Annotated in this window: 16 protein-coding genes; 3 read left to right on the top strand and 13 right to left on the bottom strand. The window is 36.3% G+C overall.

The window, feature by feature from the left end; translation table 11 throughout:
* Positions 1 to 54: 54 nt before the first annotated feature.
* From Q4503_RS14655 to ccmE, 3 genes are read left to right on the top strand one after another with little or no spacing between them, the layout of a single operon-like run.
* The gene (locus Q4503_RS14655; protein ID WP_215971429.1) at positions 55 to 822 is read left to right on the top strand and encodes a heme ABC transporter permease; all 768 of its coding nucleotides are present in this window, start codon (positions 55 to 57) and stop codon (positions 820 to 822) included.
* Positions 822 to 1,055, top strand: coding sequence for a heme exporter protein CcmD (gene ccmD / locus Q4503_RS14660; protein ID WP_303602719.1), 234 nt, complete (start codon positions 822 to 824; stop codon positions 1,053 to 1,055). The genes Q4503_RS14655 and ccmD overlap by 1 nt, the downstream gene beginning before the upstream one ends.
* On the top strand, positions 1,055 to 1,579 hold the full coding sequence (gene ccmE / locus Q4503_RS14665; RefSeq protein ID WP_303602720.1) for a cytochrome c maturation protein CcmE: 525 nt from the start codon (positions 1,055 to 1,057) through the stop codon (positions 1,577 to 1,579). Before ccmD ends, ccmE begins: the two co-directional genes overlap by 1 nt.
* Positions 1,580 to 1,687: 108 nt before the next feature.
* On the opposite strand, the gene Q4503_RS14670 is transcribed toward ccmE, so the two are convergent.
* The 13 genes from Q4503_RS14670 to Q4503_RS14730 form a co-directional block, all read right to left on the bottom strand.
* Positions 1,688 to 1,912, bottom strand: a complete 225-nt coding sequence (locus Q4503_RS14670; protein ID WP_215971432.1) for a TIGR02922 family protein — start codon at positions 1,910 to 1,912, stop codon at positions 1,688 to 1,690.
* A 258-nt stretch (positions 1,913 to 2,170) separates the two neighbouring features.
* Positions 2,171 to 3,481, bottom strand: coding sequence for an N-acetylglucosamine MFS transporter NagP (gene nagP / locus Q4503_RS14675; protein WP_303602721.1), 1,311 nt, complete (start codon positions 3,479 to 3,481; stop codon positions 2,171 to 2,173).
* Positions 3,482 to 3,579: 98 nt separating this feature from the next.
* Entirely contained in the window at positions 3,580 to 4,710 is a 1,131-nt protein-coding gene (gene nagA, locus Q4503_RS14680) for an N-acetylglucosamine-6-phosphate deacetylase (RefSeq protein WP_303602722.1), read from the bottom strand.
* A 64-nt stretch (positions 4,711 to 4,774) separates the two neighbouring features.
* Positions 4,775 to 5,698 (bottom strand): N-acetylglucosamine kinase, encoded by a 924-nt coding sequence (gene nagK / locus Q4503_RS14685; RefSeq protein ID WP_303602723.1) that lies wholly within the window; start codon positions 5,696 to 5,698, stop codon positions 4,775 to 4,777.
* Positions 5,699 to 5,987: 289 nt separating this feature from the next.
* Positions 5,988 to 8,678, bottom strand: coding sequence for a family 20 glycosylhydrolase (locus Q4503_RS14690; RefSeq protein WP_303602724.1), 2,691 nt, complete (start codon positions 8,676 to 8,678; stop codon positions 5,988 to 5,990).
* A 233-nt stretch (positions 8,679 to 8,911) separates the two neighbouring features.
* Positions 8,912 to 11,521: a TonB-dependent receptor gene (locus Q4503_RS14695; RefSeq protein ID WP_303602725.1), complete on the bottom strand. Its 2,610-nt coding sequence runs from the start codon at positions 11,519 to 11,521 to the stop codon at positions 8,912 to 8,914.
* 472 nt (positions 11,522 to 11,993) lie between these two features.
* Entirely contained in the window at positions 11,994 to 13,289 is a 1,296-nt protein-coding gene (locus tag Q4503_RS14700; protein WP_303602726.1) for an amidohydrolase family protein, read from the bottom strand.
* Between the two features lie 10 nt (positions 13,290 to 13,299).
* Positions 13,300 to 14,688, bottom strand: a complete 1,389-nt coding sequence (locus tag Q4503_RS14705; protein ID WP_303602727.1) for an amidohydrolase — start codon at positions 14,686 to 14,688, stop codon at positions 13,300 to 13,302.
* A gap of 350 nt (positions 14,689 to 15,038) precedes the next feature.
* The gene (gene msrQ / locus Q4503_RS14710) at positions 15,039 to 15,644 is read right to left on the bottom strand and encodes a protein-methionine-sulfoxide reductase heme-binding subunit MsrQ (RefSeq protein ID WP_303602728.1); all 606 of its coding nucleotides are present in this window, start codon (positions 15,642 to 15,644) and stop codon (positions 15,039 to 15,041) included.
* 42 nt (positions 15,645 to 15,686) lie between these two features.
* On the bottom strand, positions 15,687 to 16,703 hold the full coding sequence (gene msrP / locus Q4503_RS14715; RefSeq protein ID WP_303602729.1) for a protein-methionine-sulfoxide reductase catalytic subunit MsrP: 1,017 nt from the start codon (positions 16,701 to 16,703) through the stop codon (positions 15,687 to 15,689).
* 145 nt (positions 16,704 to 16,848) lie between these two features.
* A complete protein-coding gene (locus tag Q4503_RS14720) occupies positions 16,849 to 17,217 on the bottom strand; it encodes a glutaredoxin (RefSeq protein ID WP_159822533.1) in 369 nt (122 codons plus the stop codon).
* A gap of 167 nt (positions 17,218 to 17,384) precedes the next feature.
* Entirely contained in the window at positions 17,385 to 18,149 is a 765-nt protein-coding gene (locus tag Q4503_RS14725; protein ID WP_303602730.1) for a glucosaminidase domain-containing protein, read from the bottom strand.
* Between the two features lie 112 nt (positions 18,150 to 18,261).
* Positions 18,262 to 19,461: a DEAD/DEAH box helicase gene (locus Q4503_RS14730; protein ID WP_303602731.1), complete on the bottom strand. Its 1,200-nt coding sequence runs from the start codon at positions 19,459 to 19,461 to the stop codon at positions 18,262 to 18,264.
* Positions 19,462 to 19,525: the final 64 nt, after the last annotated feature.

The following is a 19,525-nucleotide window of genomic DNA, read 5'->3' on the forward strand; positions in this document are numbered from 1 at the left end:
ATTCATAAGAGTAAATAACTATAATAGTTTTAGTAAAAAGAGAAGAGCATACTTATGTGGAAATGGTTACATCCCTACGCTAACCCAGAAGTGAGTTATCACTTAACTGGAAGGATTATTCCTTGGTTTAGCGCATTAACAATCTTGTTTTTATCTATTGGTCTTATTTGGGCATTAGCTTTTGCGCCCGCTGATTATCAACAAGGTGACAGTTTTCGTATTTTTTATATACATGTACCTGCTGCTTCATTGTCAATGGGCATTTATTTAGGCATGGCAATAGCAGCTTTCACCTCTTTAGTATGGCAATTTAAATTAGCCGATGCATCGGCTGCGGCCATGGCTCCTGTTGGTGCTATATTCACGGCTATTGCGTTAATTACCGGCTCAGCTTGGGGGAAACCTATGTGGGGAACTTGGTGGATATGGGATGCTCGATTGACCTCTGAACTTATTTTGTTGTTTCTATATTTAGGTGTTATTGCGCTACATAATGCTTTTGAAGATAAAGCTTTAGCAGGAAAAGCGGCTGGTATTTTAACGCTTGTCGGTGTGATCAACTTACCTATCATAAAGTACTCAGTAGAATGGTGGAATACTTTACATCAAGGCTCAACAGTCAGCAATTTGGGCAAACCATCGATGTCTGTTGAAATGCTTTGGCCTTTTGTATTCTGCTTCCTAGGTTTTGCTTTATTAGTTGGGACAATTGTTTGTATACGTTTTCGTAGTGAAATTTTAATTCGTAATAGTATAAGGCCTTGGGTAAAAGCATTAGCTTTAGAAAAGAGCCTTTCCAATAACGCTTTGGAGAATAAATAATGCAATTTGACAGTTTTAGTGCTTTTTTAGATATGGGTGGCTATGGCTTTTATGTGTGGTTATCTTTTGGTATCTCAACGGCCCTCATCTTAGCACTTATTTTTAACTCCATTTACGCCCATAAACAAGTTATTAAAAATATTGCTATGCGCCAGCAAAGAGAAAATAAATTACGCGAATTACGTTCACAACGTAATAAAACTCAAACTAACACACCTAAAGAGGTTATATAATGCACCCCCGCCGTAAAAAACGTTTAACAATAGTTGCCTCAATATTAATCGGTATTTCCTTTGTCGCCGGACTGGTACTTTATGCTTTAAGTCAAAATATTGATTTATTTTATACACCATCAGAAATAACTCTGGGTAAAGACGGCTCTGGTGCTACTCCAGAAATTGGTCAGCGTATTCGTATTGGTGGTTTGGTTGTACCTGGTTCAGTTAAACGTGATCCAGATAACCTGAAAGTTACTTTTAAGCTTTCAGATATGAAAATGCCAATTACCTTTAATGAAAATGATTTAATGATCTCAGTTTATTACGAAGGAATTTTGCCAGACTTATTCCGTGAAGGGCAAGGAATTGTTGCCAATGGCACATTAGTATTAGGAAGCTCTGGAGAATTACATATTGAAGCAAGTGAAGTGCTAGCGAAGCATGATGAAAACTATATGCCGACAGAGCTTGCCGATGCTGCAGGTAAAGATTATAAAAAGCTAGAATATACCAATAAACAGTTAGAGAATAAGAATTAACCACTCTCAAGTAGCGAAGTCGATTAGGAGAACACACTATTTGTTGTTCTCCTTACCTCACAGCCACTGAATTAATACACTACCGTCCTTAAAATCACTTAAGTTAATTTAGTTTGAAGTAACGTAATTAACCGAAAGTATACGATCTCCAATCTTGTTGAGAATCTCAACTTCCCCGTCACAAACAGCAATAATAGATTTACCATCTTTAAATTCTTTTGGAATAATAACTCTTCCAGATAAGTTCTGATCAAATATTTCCACCGTATGATGCAGTTCTAAACCATTATCTTGATAATAAATAATGGTCACTTTACGTTGAAGCTCCGACATAGTATTGACAACTTTAATAATAAATATGGTGATAGATTATACACGAATAACTTATTAGTAAAGCTATTTACTTTGCGCATAAAAAAACCCTGAACCATAAAGGCCCAGGGTCGATCAAATGACCGTTTAACGCACCCTCAACTTTCAAAATAAATAATTGAAATTATTAATTTTGACCGCAGAGATTTTTTACAAATACTGGCTAGAAGGAAGTACCAATATTCGTAATTCTTTCGTTAGTCGTAATTATGTATCTAACTACTTCCAACTTTTCATTTTGCAGCCTTTTACGGCATAAAATAGAATAAATAAATAACAAGGTAACATCACAATATACCCGCCTTGTTGCCCCATAGAAGTGCCGCTTGCCAGTCCCCAAAATAAAGGACCAAATGCGCCACCTGAAATCCCCATAACTAATAGTGCTGAACCAATACTAGTTAGCTTACCCATGCCAGATAAAGCTAAAGGAAATACTGCTGGCCAAACAATCGCATTAGCTAGACCAAGAAATGCTATTAGGATCAGTGTATCTGGGAATTGTGCTTCACCTAAAATAAATGAAAGCCCATTAGCGATAACAAATGAATTATTATCACCAAAAACAACACCTAAGCTCAGTAATACACCAAGTAGCGCAGAAATAGTTAATGCTGTTTGTTGCGAAATAAAACGAGGTATTAAAATAATACCTAAAATGTAACCAACAACCATGCACCCCATAGTATATGACGTCATCACACTATAATTTTTAACACCTAACGATAACGCAAACGTTCCAATGGTATCACCTGCAATGACCTCAACAGCCACATAGAAAAATAATGCTAATACACCTAGCGCTAAGTTAGGATGAGACAGCGCTTCTTTTAGCTGTCCTTTGTTATCACCTTCATCTACTTCTCTTTCTAGCTCAGGTAATGGCGATTTTTTAACAGCAAATCCTAATAAACCAATAAATAAAGCCATGCCCAAATACGGCATGACTAGCGCATCAGCCATACCATCAATTTCTATTGCGGTTAATTCAGTATTAGCCGTATCACCAAAACCACTTAAAATAAGCGCGGTAAAAACAATAGGAGCAACAACACCTGCACCTTTATTTAAGATGCCCATAACAGAAATACGTGCCGCAGCTGATTCTTCAGATCCAAGGCGAACAACATAAGGATTAACAGCTGTTTGTAATAAGGTTTGACCTGCTCCCATTACTAATTGAGCTAAGAGAAACAAAGCAAATATTTGTGTTTTAGCTGCAGGGATGAATAATAAGCCTGCAGCCATCATAGTCGCCATCCCTAATGCCATACCGTTTTTATAGCCAACTTTACGAATAATGGCAGCAGACGGTAGTGCGGTAAAAGTTACTGCGATGTAAAAAGAGAATAAGATCAAAGATGCTTGAAAAGGTGATAACTGTAATATTTGTTTAAGGTAAGGCATTAACGAGCCGTTTAACCAAGTAGCAAAACCTAAGATAAAGAATAGCCCTGCAACTATTGCCATAGGTAACACATTACTCTTTGAGTTATTTGATTGCTCTTGTTCATTTATAGGTAATGACATTTCTCTAACTTCCTCTTTTTTAGTATGTTAGCGATTAAAATAACACTAACTTTTTAATTATTTTTATTTACTACTCAAATAAATTTTATCGCTATTAATTAAACTTTTTCTCCAGCAATCCAAGTAGATAAAACAGTGAAATCTTCTTTTAAAACAACCATATCTGCCTGCATCCCTACCTTTAACTCCCCACGAATAATATTTTGATTTTCATACAAGTATTGTGCTGGATATAAACTCGCCATACGTATTGATTCACCTAGAGGAATATTCAAACCTAAATGTGTATTTTTTACTGCTGTAGCCATATCTAAAGATGAGCCTGCTAATTCACCGGTAGTTGACGTTAACTTGCCCTTGTCTACATAAACCGTTCTGTCATATAAAGGGAATTCTGTCATATTAGTTCCAGCAGGTGGCATTGCATCTGTGACTAAAAATATTCCTCCGGCAGGTTTAGTTTTAATCGCTAACTTACAACTTGCATAATCAACATGATGACCATCAACAATTAAACCACATTGAGTATTATCATTTAACAAGGCGCAACCCACGACTCCTGGCTCTCGACCTTGTAATGGTGACATAGCATTAAACAAATGCGTAAAACCAGTTGCGCCAGCATCAACCGCTTTTTGCGCTGTACAAAAGTCTGCATTAGTGTGTCCTAAACAAACTTTAATACCTAGTTCAACCATGCGCGCTATATCTTTTGCAGAAACAGTCTCTGGGGCTAAAGTAACCATCACTTGCCCCATGTCTTTTCGTGATAATATTTGCCATTCAGCATCAGAAATTGGACGAATAAGGTCACCACTGTGAGTGCCTTTTTTGGCTAAGGATAAATGAGGGCCTTCGAAGTGAATACCCACTATGCCTGGTATTTTCTTGGTTATTGCTTCTGATATAGCATCAGCTGCTTGCGTCATCACGTCTACTTTGTCAGTGATTAACGTTGGCATCATTGCTGTGGTACCAAACTTTGCATGAGCTGACATAATAATTTCAAGCTTCTCAACAGAAGGAGAGTCGTTAAATAAAGCGCCACCTCCACCATTAACTTGTAAATCAATAAACCCTGGCACAACTAAATCTGATGCTACAATATCTACATCATTAATATTTTGATCTATCGCGCTAATAACACCATTAGTAATGGTTAATACTTGATCATCAATAAATTGCTGACCATCAAATAAACGTTTGGCGTGAAATCTAAGTTGTGTCATTTAATGTTAATCCTTAAATATTTCTAGTGTGCCTATGCTAGTTATCGACTCGTTTCTAGCTCAACTACGCACTTTGAACTACACTTAAGCTTTGTTGCATTGCTAGCTCTTTACGGGCAAACAATACAGCTCCAACTTCTGGAGGACTTAATGGCTCGGCTAATTTTTCTTGCAAATTTTTATCAAGCCAAGGTTTCAACCGTATTGTTAAACCGCCAAGCATTGATATACGCGCGGGCATTTTAGTTAATAACACACGAGCAATACTATTAATGTATTCGGCACCCTCTGTGACAATTGCAATAGCAATATTATCGCCCTGCTCTGCAGCATCAAACACTAAATTTGCTAGTTGAGCAAAATAAGTTGCTTTTTTTCCCGCTACTTTTTCAACGATAGATGTCGCATCAGCACAATGTAATTTTGCTAATAACACATCATTCATTATTGAATATTCAGCAATACCATCAAGAGAAAGTAATACTTGCTTCACTGCTTGTAACCCAAACCAAGCACCACTACCAATGTCACCTTGAGGAAAACCATGCCCACCAATGATAACTTCTTGGTCATCAATACATGAAAATCCACAAGAGCCTGTACCTGAAATGATGACCGCACCATTACTACTATGATGAGCACCTAAACAAGCAATAAGTAAATCGTGCGCTAAAAATAAGCCTTTAAATGGGCTTTGCCATTCTTGCATTTTCTTAAACTGAATAGGTAAATTAACCCCTGCTAAACCAACGCCAGCATAAATTTCGCTTAAGTTAATATGTGTTAATCCTGCATCTTTTAATGCCAACAGTGCAGACTCTGTAATTGAATCAGTTGCTTGCCCTATTCCATGTAGAGGGTTGCCTGGTCCAGAAATTCCTGTTCCCAGAATTTCATTGTTTTCATTCATTACAATGGCTTTACACTTGCTTCCACCACCGTCTATTCCTAGAAATAGCGCTTTGTTATTGTCACAGCTTGTGAGCATACTAACCTCAAAATTTTTCTCAATTATTCAATATCTTGCTTTCGTATTGTTAGTGCTACTTCTAATAAATAAGCAATATAAAAAGAATTAAATTAAATTGATTTATTCATTTATCTTACCTTTAGATGACAGCGTTGTCATTTATTTTTTCATTAATTATTAATATTTACCAATATTTTAGTTAACGAAAAAATATAACATCCTGATATTAAAAGAAATATAAAGAATTAATTATCGATAAAGACGAAAAAATTATTGTTTTTCATCTTTATCGATAATATAAAAATCATTACTTAGTAACTTTAGTAATGCGCCCTGTTCTTAAACCATTAATAGCACGACTACGAACAGATACCGCCCCAGTTACTTTAACTGGTGCTGTATACGTGTGCCAAATTGACGGTCCACTTTCAGTATTATTTATTTGATATTCAATAATAAGCCCTGGAAAAGCGATATTAGCTTTTAGTACCCCATCTTCAATTACAGCACCTACTGTTGGCAAGCGATAATCTACTCCAGCTAACTCTAACTTAGGAAGCTCTTTTTGACCTAAAACTTGTGCAAATAAACGCCAGTCATCATCTCGAGATTTTTTCATATCTGTTGTAAATAAGCCTGTCGTTTGACTGTATATAGCGCCATCATAATTATATGGTATTGCCCAGCTAGGTAGATGCCAAGCGCGTTCTGCTAAAGCGATTAAACGTGGATATATTTTATGTTCTGCAACTTCATCACTACGTGTATTTTCACTCCAAAGTTGACCTTGAATGCCTAAAAAGGTTTGTCCTTTAGCTAGTTTCGACTTGGTATCATCAGCAACATAACTATTGTCTTCTCTGTCCAACCAAAACTCTGCATGAGCTGGTAAGTTATCAGGCATAAATTGAAAAACTTTCTCTGTGTTGGTATGACGAGATGCCCAGTAATAACCGTGTTCTTTTGGATCAGCCTCATATGGAAAGTCAAAATATAAAACATCAGGAGAAGAAAGCACGACTTGCCAATCACGGTTTGCTAAAGCATGTACTTTTTTATGCCCTTCCCAAAAAAGCACATCCCAAGAATTAGCTTGTACTATAGCAGGCATATTTTCCTTACGGGTATGTTCCATCCCGTCACTCCAACCTGCTACTTCAATATCAAGACTTAATAAAATACCAGCAACTCGTTCAATAAAGTAAGCGCCAAGATCACTCATCTTTGAAACGCCTTGGTCATTTTTTGCCACAAACGCTTTACATGCAGGCGATTCAAGCCATGCACCTGCAGTTTCATCAGCACCAATATGGTAACGAGTTAATGGTTGTCCAGCCTCACTATGAATTTGTTTTACTTGCGTCATTACTTCCAATATAAAATCGTATGTCGATTCAAGACAAACATTAAGCGTATTATCATTATAAAACTGCACTGACGAATATTCCGTCTTATCTTCGAAGTCATCAAGCAAGAATTGTGTTGCTTTTTCAGTTTCCTCAAGTGCCTGATACTTATTATATCGAGCAGCCATAGCCTTCATCGCCGCACGTGAATGTCCCGGCATATCTAGTGAAGGAATTACTTGAATATGTCTTGCCGTCGCTGCTTTTAAAATCTCTTGATAATCACTTACACTATAAAAACCATTAATCGATGACTCACTATCTACACCAGCACCTAACTGCGATATCAAACATGTTTGCTCTTGTGTATCGAAACAGCGTTTACTTGATAGCTCAGTAAGTTCAGGTAAACTTGGAATTTCTAGACGCCAACCTTCATCATCCCCAAGGTGTAAATGTAGTTTATTTAACTTATAAGCCGCCATTTGATCTAATAACGTTAGAATAAATTCTTTAGAATGGAAGTTACGTGCAACATCAACCAACATACCTCGAAAAGCATAATGTGGCTCATCATCTACTTCAACAACAGGCAAGGTTTTATGCCCTATGGTATACAAGCTTGCAAGTGACTGTAAGCCATTAAAAACACCATTCTCATCAACACCAATGATACTAATTTCTTTGCTATTAACAGATAGTTTATAGCTACCGATTGCTTTAGTATTATCTGGCTCCACTTTTAATGTAACAGGGTAGCCCTGATTGTTTTGCTTAAGACCTAGCATTGATAAATGCTTTAACGCCGCATCCACTGCCTTAGGGACTACATTTAAATAATCAACATTAATTCCTTCAGCCACATTAACCAAAGTATTGTTTTCATCAAAGCGAACTGATTTAGGTGTTGGTATGATTGCTTGAGAAATTGTCGGCAGCTCTTCCGCTAAATCAGCGACTCCTTGAGCATTACGCTTATATAAACTTTGGCTTGTTAACCATCGTGTGCTATCACCACTGCTGCGTTTAAATTGAGTAATTTCATCGGTAAAAGGCACAATAAAAGGTAATACTTCTAATTTAGTTTCTTGGTCTGTTATCGGTTTAGTACTGGTAATGACCCTAGCTTGTAAACCTAACGACGTAACCAGATAATTTGGTAGCGCATCGGTTTCTGATAGCATCCAGAAATTAGCTCTAAAAGTTACTTTTTTCGTTTCATTAGCTTTAAAGCCTGAAAAATTGTTTAACAAAGTAATTTTATGTAAATCACCATTTATATGCGTAACACTAAACTCATCACTTATCGATGATTGGACCGGAGAAATCTGACTGAAATAGATCGACCATCCTTTAGTATCGATAGGCTCTTTTGCAGTAAAACTTAACTCTACTTCAAAACAGGCACCATCACTAACATTAGCATCACAATATTGTGTTGGCACATTACTGATCACTCGGTATTTGACGTCAAGATTGTTGGCAATATTATCAATATCGCTTTGTTTAGCGTCGGGTAATGCTTTGGGCACAACAGATTCTATAGTCTGATTTGGTTTTTGGTTACTATTTTCACAACCTAAAAGAAATAAGCTCAATGACAAAGCAACAAATGTTGATAAACGCATCTTTGGTAGTGTTTTTTGATTCATGTTTCTAATCCATAAAATTTGTTTGATGCTCATTACAATGACGTACTAGATAAATACTAACTTACTACTCTACAATAAATGTTCACTATTAGAATAAAGTAACTTAATTCAAATAGTCGACGGCATTTATTTGCCAAGAGTATGAAAGATAAGTAAACAAAGTAACGTCATTAAATAATGAAAAACCCAGCATTTGCTGGGCTTTCGCAATATTAACTAATATTAGCTACTTATTAAAAGCGTATGCTAACACCCACTTTATAACGAGCTTCACCTTCAAAACTCCAAGCAGGGTAACCCGCTTTAAATTCATCAGTAACACTAGCATCTAAACTCGCAACACCAATTTGAATACTGTCTTCTTCGGTAATGTTAACCGCTTCAAAAGTAATATCGATATAGTCGGTTGCTGCATAAGAGCCACTAAAATCTAAAGAACCGTAATCTTGATGCTCTCTGTTACCGTAAAAACCAGGTAATTCACGCATCATGTACTCAGAGCGCCAGTTATAAGCAATACGTGCAGAGAAGTCATCATTTTCATAAAAACCAACTAAGTTAACAGTATGCTTAGACGAGTCAGAAAAAACACTCACTTCATCAGGGTAGTTTTCACCTGGAGATTCTGCATCGGCATAAGTGTAGTTAGCTGAATAACCAAAGCCATTATCAAACGCATCTTGAATTTGAATTTCTATCCCTTCAATTGAACCACCAGCGCCATTAACAGATTTACTTACCGTCCAACAGTCACCGTCAGCACCGCCACAATTAAGACCAATAGCAGCAGAGTCATTATCAATAATACCAATAGAGTTATTAAGTGTTTGCTGAGATGAAATAAAAGAACTAACTTCTTTAGTAAAGTAAGTAACACTTAACATAGCATCATCACTGAAATACCACTCAACACCAATATCTGCTTGGAATGCCTTGAAAGGGCTTAAACTAACATTACCTGTATTTTGAACTTCATTAGCAGCTATACCGTCGTGATAACCAGTTAATGCTTGTGTAGCAAACATATCTGAATAATTTGGACGAGAGATAACTTGTGCTGCCGATGTACGTAAAATGATATCGTCGGCTAAATCCATTACTACGTTAATACTTGGTAACAGTTCATTATAACTTGCTGATTCATTTGTTAAATTAGTATCTCTAACTCCTGTAGAGCTAAGTGCATAATGATCAGAAGATGCATCAGTTGTGATGTAACGAAGGCCTAGGTTTCCTCGGATACCGTCGGTACTAAAGTCAGCCATTGCATATATCGCAACATTTTCTTCGTCAACAGTTCCATATCCTGCTCTATCTTCTTCATAACCAGTAATAAAAGACTTAGAGTCGCTTAGCATAGCTGATAAGTTTGGTTCTGGTAGAGTAAAACCAGCGCCTGCAGAAATAGTACCTGAATAAAATGCTGAGGCATCTTGTCCGACAATGTCTGGAGCAATGGCGTTAAGCGTTTGCTGCTTAACACTATGATCAGCGTAACGGAAGCCTGTTTTAATAGCAGAAATAACACCAAGTTCAACAGGAACTTCTAAATCTAAATTCACATAAGTTTCTTCGTCAGAGTTAGGCTGTGTTTTAAGTGCCCAACTTGCCGATGCTAATTCACCTTGGAAGTCATCAGCTGTAAAACTTTTTCTGGCAATATCAATAGCAATAACTTTACCAGTAGCATCATATGTACCAGCATAATCTTCAGCAGTACCTAACCATGTACCATAGTTTGCTGTTAAATCAGTACCACCTTCAGCTTTGGTAGAACCAACACGACCAGATAGCGTGTAGGCATCCGCTTCATACTTAAAATCAAGATCAACAGTTTCAGAAGTCATGCCTGTTTCACGTGCCCAAGTTTGTGCCCAACCTGAGTCAGCACCGGTACCTGGTCGACGATAAAAAGTACATGCGCCAGCAGCATTTGTTTGCTCACAAGCTGCATCTTTATCATCAGGAAACATGGTAAATACAGAGGTATTAGCATTATCAGCTTCTAAGTCTAATGACATTATATTTAAACCAAACTCTAAATTGTCCGTTGGTCTATATTGAAAAGCTACGTTTACCGCTGTACGTTCACGTTCTTGTTGGAAAGTTGTTGGAACAATTTCTCCCCAACCTAGTAACGACTCTATGCCATTACGTTGATAGTCAGTTTCAGAATAAGAAGCCGCAACTAAAACACCAAATGATTCATCATCATTTTTCCAGCTGTATAAACCAGATAGTTCAGGGTCAAGAGCTTCAGAAACCGTTCCGTAGTCACCTTTAATACTTAAAAAAGCTGTATTTGAGTCTAAATCTAGTGGTTTACGGGTTTTAACGATCACCGTACCACCAATACCACCTTCAACTAAATCAGCTTGAGAGGACTTATAAACTTCTAGACCACCAACAATTTCAGAAGGAAGCATAGAGTAATTGAAACTACGGTCAATCGCTTGTTGATCATACCAACCAGTAGATGCAACTGAGTGGCCATTTAATAAAGTACGTGTTAACTGTGCTGAGGCTCCACGAATAGAGACTTGTTGACCTTGGCCAAACTGACGGGACACTGCTACCCCTGGAATTCGAGCTAAAGACTCACCAACATCGCTATCTGGAAATTTACCAACATCTTCTGCTGATACAACATCAACTACGGCGTCAGAAAAACGTTTACCGTTTAATGATGCTTTTAATGAACCACGAATACCAGTTACTTTAATTACTTCCATTTCTTTATCTGTAACTTCTTCTGCAGCCATTACCATTGGTGCAGTACCACTAGCTAAGATTAAAGCGATTGAACTAGCTAACACGCCTTTTTTAAATATTTTAGATGACATAGATTTCCCTTACTCATTTTTGTTTTATTTAATTAATTTCAATTTTCTTGTATCAGCGAACTATTGATAAATTTCACAAGCTTATCTGAAATAAACTATATCGAAGCTCTCTATCTTTTTAATACAGTAATATAAATATTTTATTTTCATATTACGACAGCGCTGTCATAAATCATGACAACGCTGTCATAAGGCGACTAAAACCATAACGCTTATTTTTAAATTTAGCTAGTCAAATTCTAAAAATAATTTAATTTAAAATGTATTTTTTCCTTAAGTGATTGAAATAAAGTAATTAAAATTTTTCTTTAATGTAGCTAAATTCAACTTTTAATTATCATAAATACGTCATAATTTTAACACAGAGTGAAATTTATCGTTAAATTATATGATTTGAATAAAAATAATAGCGCAATTTACCAATAAAAAAGGCGAACAAAATTGTTCGCCTTTCATAAAAATTTAATACGTGTTATTGATAATAAGCTTTTGGCATAATACCTTTTTCAGTATAACGATCACGTAAAGCATCTTGACGTGATTGAGTGGAAACAGGTTTACCATTAATCCACATAAAATCTACTTTGGTGCTTAACTCCAAAGGATCACCACTCCATAATACTAAATCAGCATTTTTTCCTACTTCGATACGACCTGAGTTAAGTTTAAATACATCAGCTACATTAGCCGTAAGCGAAGCAATAGCATCAGCTTTTGGTAAGCCATTAGCAACGGCAATACCAGCATCAAAGCGTAATTGATTAATATTATGACTTTCACCTTTAGGTGCTAAAATAATCTTAACGCCTGCTTTAGCTAATATTCCCATGTTAGCTAAAGAAACGTGCAATGAGTCAAAACTACTCGGTAAATTATCAATTGAGCTTAAAATAACCGGTACGTCCGCTGCTGCTATTTCTTTGGCAACAAGTACAGCATCACTCGCACCAACCAACACTAAATCAATACCATATTTTTTCTTCAAGGTAAGTAAAGCTAGTAAGTCAGTTGCTCTGTCAGCATAAGCTAATAATGGCTTTTCTCCCGCCAATAAAGCATTAACAACTAATTCATCACGGTTTGGCTCTTTCGCTTCTTTTTTCTCTTTCGCTGTTTGATTTTTTTGCTTCGCTAACGCTTTTTTAGCATCAGCAAACTTATAATCTAGCGCTTGTAACTTTTGTGCTCTAGAGCCTTTCCTTTCTGAGCCTAAATAAATAATAACAGCATTTTGCTTTTCAATAATACTCGAAAAATCACCCGATAAGTTAACAGCAAATGTTTGACCTGCAAACAGACCTTCTCCGCCAACGGGTGCCGATATATTACTCGTGATCCCACCTTTACGGGTATAAGGAATTAAAGTTGATTTAGGGTTGAATGCTAAGCTAGCGTCAAAGGTGATATCTGCCTTTTCATCCCTACCATCACGTGTTCTTGATACAGCGCCAACTTCAACTAAGCCTAAAGAATTCATGGTTCCAATAAAACCTGGGGTTAATACTCTTCCCTTGGCGTCAATGACTTCATCTGCTGCAATATTTTCAGGCCTATTCTCATTTTCATAAACTTGAGTAATGACTCCTTCATCAATAATAACAGTGGCTTGCTCTAAAATTCCTTGGCTTGCTACCGTATGAACAGTGGCATTAGTAATAGCCGTGATTTTAGCATTTACTGCAGTACTCGTTAACGCTAATACGGTAAGAGATGCTGTTACTAATGAACGTAAAATAAATGTTTGTTTTTTTTGTTGAATATTTTTCATTAGTTATCCCCTACTCTTGCCCTAAAAGAAAATCACTTTTCGCTTGATATTTTTCATCGAAACGATCGTACACTTTTGCGCCATCAACAAAAACTTGTTCAGCACGTGCATAAACACTAAAGGGATTAGTATTCCATAAAACTACATCTGCATTTTTGCCGATTTCTAAGCTACCGGTTTTATCATTAATACCTAACGATTTTGCTGCATTAGCTGTAATCCATTTAATTGCATCTTCTTCTTTTAGATTAAAACCATTATCAATAGCACGATATAACACCTTGCCGGCTTCTTGGTTTAATCGTTGAATTGTCGTTTCAGAATCCGAATGAACAATAGCGCATGAATTTTTCACAGCATCAACAATTGCTACGTTTTCATCAACCATATCATAGGCTTCCATTTTAAAGCCCCACCAGTCAGGCCACATGGCAACACAATTTCCATTTTCAGCTAACTCGTCTGCAATTTTGTAAGCTTCTACCGCATGATGAAAAGTACCAGAGTCATAGTTAAACTCTTTAGCTATGTCGACCATTACAGCCATTTCTTCTGCTTTATAACAATGATTATGCACAAGAATTTCACCGTCAAGTACGCCCATTAAAGTATCTAATTCTAGGTCTCTTTTCGGCGCTTCAGGATTTTTACCTGCGTCATAATCACTATTATATTTAGCCCATGCGCGTTTATATTCAGTTGCTTCAGCCCAAGCTGCTCGATAACCAGCAACATTTCCCATACGCGTTGAAGGCATTTGCTTTCTGCTACCATAAACACGCTTAGGATTTTCTCCGCACGCCATTTTCAAACCGTAAGGAGCATCAGCAAACTTCATCGCTTGCATAGTATGACCAGGAACATTTCGTAGAGTTACGCCACGGCCACCAAATAAATTGGCTGAGCCAGGTAAAATTTGTAATGTAGTTATGCCACCTTCTCTAGCTGCTTCAAAACCAGGATCTTGTGGCCAAACACTATGTTCAGCCCAAACCTCAGAGGTATTAGGCGAGGTCATTTCATTACCATCAGAGTGTGATTCAACACTAGGGCTTGGGTATACACCTAAATGAGAATGCACATCAATAATACCAGGGGTTATCCATTTACCTTGCGCGTCAATAACTTCTACATTGGTTGCCGTTAAATCAACACCAACTTGTTTAATTTTACCATCAATAATAAGAACATCTGCATTATCCATACGTTCACCAATACCATTTAATACAGTGGCATTAGTAAATAAGGTGTTTTGTTGTGGTAATACTTTGTATGTACTTGGGAATGGGTTTTTATTTATCGTGACTTTATCATCTTGTTTTTCGTTGGGTGAACACGCAGTCAAAGTAAGTGACACTGCGGTCAAAGCTAAACTCAGCTTAAAAGGTATTTTTTTCATGTTTATTCCTTTAGGTAAATAACAGCTATTATTATTTTTCATGGCTATTCAAGTAGTATCGAAAAGTTTTTCCTAGCTAAAATATATAAGAAAATTATTTTTACTTTGATATTAAACAACCCGATCTGGGGTTAAATAGAATAGTTTAGACCTAAAAAGAATATTATGTTTGACCAGTAACGACAAGCCCTTAGCGCTATAAGTAGCGTGTTTGAGACAGAATTACGACCAATGGTATAAAAATTGAGATAGTTTACTGAGGAGCATTCTTAATATTTAATGAATCAATATTTAATGAATCAATATTTAAATGGATCAATAAAACCTAGGTAAAACTAAGTCAGTTAAACTTAGTTAAACGTCGATAAGAATAACCGTTTGATTTTTTTATATCTAAATAACAGTAACATAATTGCCATAGCAAAATAGAACAAAGGCGATGTTAATTCTGACTTAACCGACCAGTAAAAATGGATTGCTACCAATAAAATGATGATATAGCTCACATTATGTAGCTGTTGCCATGATTTACCCATTTTACGTTTTAACTTATTTATAGATGTAATACTTAACGCGGTTAATAAAAAGAAAGCCGCCATACCAATGGTAATATATGGACGTTTCCATACTTCACTAATAAATAATGCGCCATCAAATTGTATTTCAAAAGATAAAAAGTTAACTAAGTGGAATAAAGCATAAGTATAAGCATAAAGCCCAAGTAAGCGTCTAACGTTCAACAAATAACCTTGTTTAGTTAATTGAGCGATTGGCGTAACACTTAACGTTATTAACAATAAATTAAACGCTCCTATACCAGTAAAATGAATAACACTTTCAACTGGATCTGCCCCTAATTTATCATTAAAAGCTAAAAAATATAAATTAACTAATGGTATCAAAGCACCTAAGTGAATAAGTACTTTTAATAAAAACACTTTAGTATCATTTTTCATATTATCTAAACAGCTTATGTTTGTAGAAAGACATCATTTACATTAAAAGTTTTTTGATAAATCCATACCTTTATAAAGATCAGCAACTTCTTCGCCATAACCATTAAAAGGTAGTGTTGCAACACGATTACGCGAAAAAAGTCCTCCCGTTGTTATACTACGTTCACTCGCTTGGCTCCACCTTGGGTGATCATGATTAGGGTTAACATTAGCGTAAAAACCATATTCTTTTGGTGCCAGTTTATTCCATGTGGTTGGCGGCTTATGCTCAAGTAATTTAATGCCAACAATTGATTTAATACTTTTAAACCCATACTTCCACGGAACAACCAAACGAATAGGTGCACCATTTTGCGGAGGCAGTGTTTTACCATATAAGCCTACGCTCATTAACGTTAAGGCATTCATCGCTTCATCTATACGTAAAGCTTCTACATAAGGGAAAATAAGACCACCACCTAAACGTCTGTCTGCTTGCCCAGGCATCTGTTTAGGGTCATGCAACGTTTCAAAAGCCACATACTTAGCACGAGAATTAGGCGCTACTTTTTTAAGTAAACCAGCTAAAGAAAAACCAATCCAAGGAATAACCATTGACCAGGCTTCAACACAACGCAAACGGTAAATACGTTCTTCTAAAGGAAACATGTTAGTTAAGTTGTCATAATCAAGCGTTATTGGATTATCACATTCGCCTGATATTTTTAACTGCCAAGGGGCAACATCAAAGCCTTGTGATAGCGCTAAAGGTTGATCCTTTTGAGCGCCAAATTCATAAAAATTATTATGTGAAATCACCTTATTTTCAGGTGTTCTAAGCAGGTGCTCATTTGTTGAGTCTTTACTGAAATTAAGCGCTTTGGTTTGAAACTTCACCTTCTCTTTATCATCATCTGAAAAAAAGCCCGCTTGCGCTGTAGAGGTAATGGCAGAGCTCATTACTGCACTCGCACCTAGAAACCCCATTTTTTTCAATAAACTTCGACGTTCAAGATATACCGATTCATCGGTAACGTTGCAATCTTTAAGGGTATTTTTTGTCGGGATATTAATCAGCATATCAGTATCTAATGGTTCATATTAAAGCACATGAAATAGTAGACACTGATATAGCAGAAATAATTTCAATTATCTCGATTACTGACTAAATTTTTAAACAATCATTTACTGCTTAAACTGAGAGATATTATTATTAAAAGAAAAACTATGCTGTTTTTACTAACTGTTGTAAATGCGTAATGACATCACTTGATTCATAAAGCCACTGTACTTCACCATTATTTTTCTCAATACGCAAACAAGGCACAGTACGTTTGCCCCCCTCACGAATAAGCTCTTCGCGGTAATCATTTTTTTGGTTAATGTTACGCAATTCTATATTCAAACCTTCACGCTTAATTGTACGGCGTACTTTTACACAAAAAGGACAACTAGGTAGTTGGTACAAACTTAAATTTTTAGTATTCTCATCAACTTTTTTCTGTTCTTCAACGGTTCTTTTTGGTGATTTTGGTGAAAAAATAAAATTTAGTAATAAAATAAGGCGACCAATTGGCCAGCGTATGAGCGACATAATCATAGTATTGTTTCTATAGTAAAGTGTGTATTAAAACTTTTATTTAAAAAGTGCGTTAAAACATCTAATTTGATCATTAAACCAAATTCGGTGAAGGTGAAATAGTTTAGCATGAACCATCTTTGTTAGCCCATACATAACCCGAGAAGAATATTGCTTAAATGTTACTGAATATCTTGGCTTTGATCATATTGAGTCAGTTTATTAAATTTAATCATGGCGCGTAGCTCTGTTATATATTCCATCCCGCGCTCAGAATAACGACTTAAACCTTCAGCTAAAACAAGCCCTGTTATCGGCTGCTTGTCAGCTCTTTGTTGTGCCCGTATATTTCGTAATGACTGATATGCAGGATGGCTATTTAAATTATTCATATAGCTTTCAAGTGACTGTTGAGGTGAGTCAAAAGCAGCAACTTCATGGCTCTTACCAGAGTCTCTTTTATTAGGAATAAGTCCACAACCTTTTTCAAAACACCATTGACCAAAAAAATTATTACCGAGTTGAGCAAACCTTGAGGTTCCCCACGCACTTTCATTAGCTGCCTGTGCTAAGACAAGTGATGGCGGTAATACATCAACACGCTTAAGTAGTTTTTGCCAAAAAATATCATCGTCAATAGTGGCGTCTGTGACTCTGTACTGAATTGCTATATCGGCAATTTTTCGCTTATCCCACCAACTGATATTATTTCTATTTTCTGACCATAAAAGTAACTGCTTTCTTGTCTTTTTTATAGTGACATTCTTTTCATCAATAAGCGGATTAAAGTAATTAAAAAAAGCTGATTTTCTCTCCGTACCGGCAGCGTATTCTTCAAAGTTAGGTCGCTTTGGTTCGTGTGAATAAAGGGTGATAACGAGTGTAAGCACTAAAACTAATACGGCTAATAAAATTGATATTCGTTTATTATCAAATGCTTTATTCATATAGCTTCCTTAATTAAATGAGTTTTAGGGCCATTTATTCGTTACGTTAACTTATTGAAAATCTTTATTGAGTACCTTATTTAGGTGTATTTATACTTAGGTACGTTTATGCTTAGCTCCGCTTACTTTTAGGTATATAATTCAAAATAGAAACGGGAACGACTTTTTTGACATCAAAGCCTTCAAATTCTTTCCGATTAATCACATGGCCTAGCCTACTTTCAATAGCACATAAGTTTCTAAAGTTATCTTTGGAAACAAAAGATACTGCTTCTCCAGATGCTCCAGCTCGACCTGTTCTACCTATTCGATGAATATAATCATCAACATTGTCAGGCAGATCATAATTCACTACACGCTCAAGTGCGCCAATATCAAGACCACGTGCAGCAATGCCTGTTGCAACTAAGTATTTAATTTTCCCTGATTTAAAATCATGCCATATTTGTTCACGAACGGCTTGTGTTCTTCCACTATGGATAGCTTCTGCTTTTATGTCACGTTTTTCTAACTGACTTACCAATTTAGCAGCCCCATGTTTTGTTTCAATAAAAATAAGCGCCTGCTGCCATTGCAAACTTTTTATTAAATGACTTAATAATGCCGATTTATTACCTTTATCGGTAGTTACCAACCATTGCGCTATTTTGGGCTTTGAAGCACTGTTTTGAGCGATAGAGATTTCTACCGGGTGATTAATAGTTCTTTTAGCTAAGGCACGTACTTCATCTGAAATAGTAGCAGAAAACAATAAATTTTGACGTTGTGTAGGTAAGCGCTCAATAATTTTATTAATGTCATCAATAAACCCCATATCAAGCATTCTATCAGCTTCATCTAATACTAACATTTCAAGCTCATCAAAATGTAAAGCACGTTGATGTGTCATATCTAATAATCGGCCAGGTGTCGCAACAATAATATCAACTCCCCATATTAGTCGTTGCTTTTGTGGTACGGCATCAACACCACCATACATAGCCATAGAACTTAACGTTAAATATTTACTATATGAGCTAATACTTGCTTCAACTTGCACCGCTAATTCACGTGTAGGAACCAATATAAGTGCACGTATACGTTTGCCACGCAACTTACGATCTGTATTTATTTTTTTTGTATGTAACTGCTCTAAAAGAGGCAAAACAAAGCTCGCAGTTTTACCTGTACCTGTTTGCGCGCCAGCAATAAGGTCTTTACCAGACAAGACAACTGGTATTGCTTGCTTTTGAATAGCAGTAGGCTCTGTATAAGCTAAATCAGCAACAGCTTTTAAAATGGGTTCAGATAATCCAAGGGTTGAAAATGACATGTAGATCCAGAAGAGTAAACTGTGTTAATTAGAATAAATAAAGCGACTACAACGTAAAATCGCT

The sequence above is a fragment of the Colwellia sp. 6_MG-2023 genome (genome assembly GCF_030547765.1).
Lineage (GTDB): Bacteria > Pseudomonadota > Gammaproteobacteria > Enterobacterales > Alteromonadaceae > Colwellia.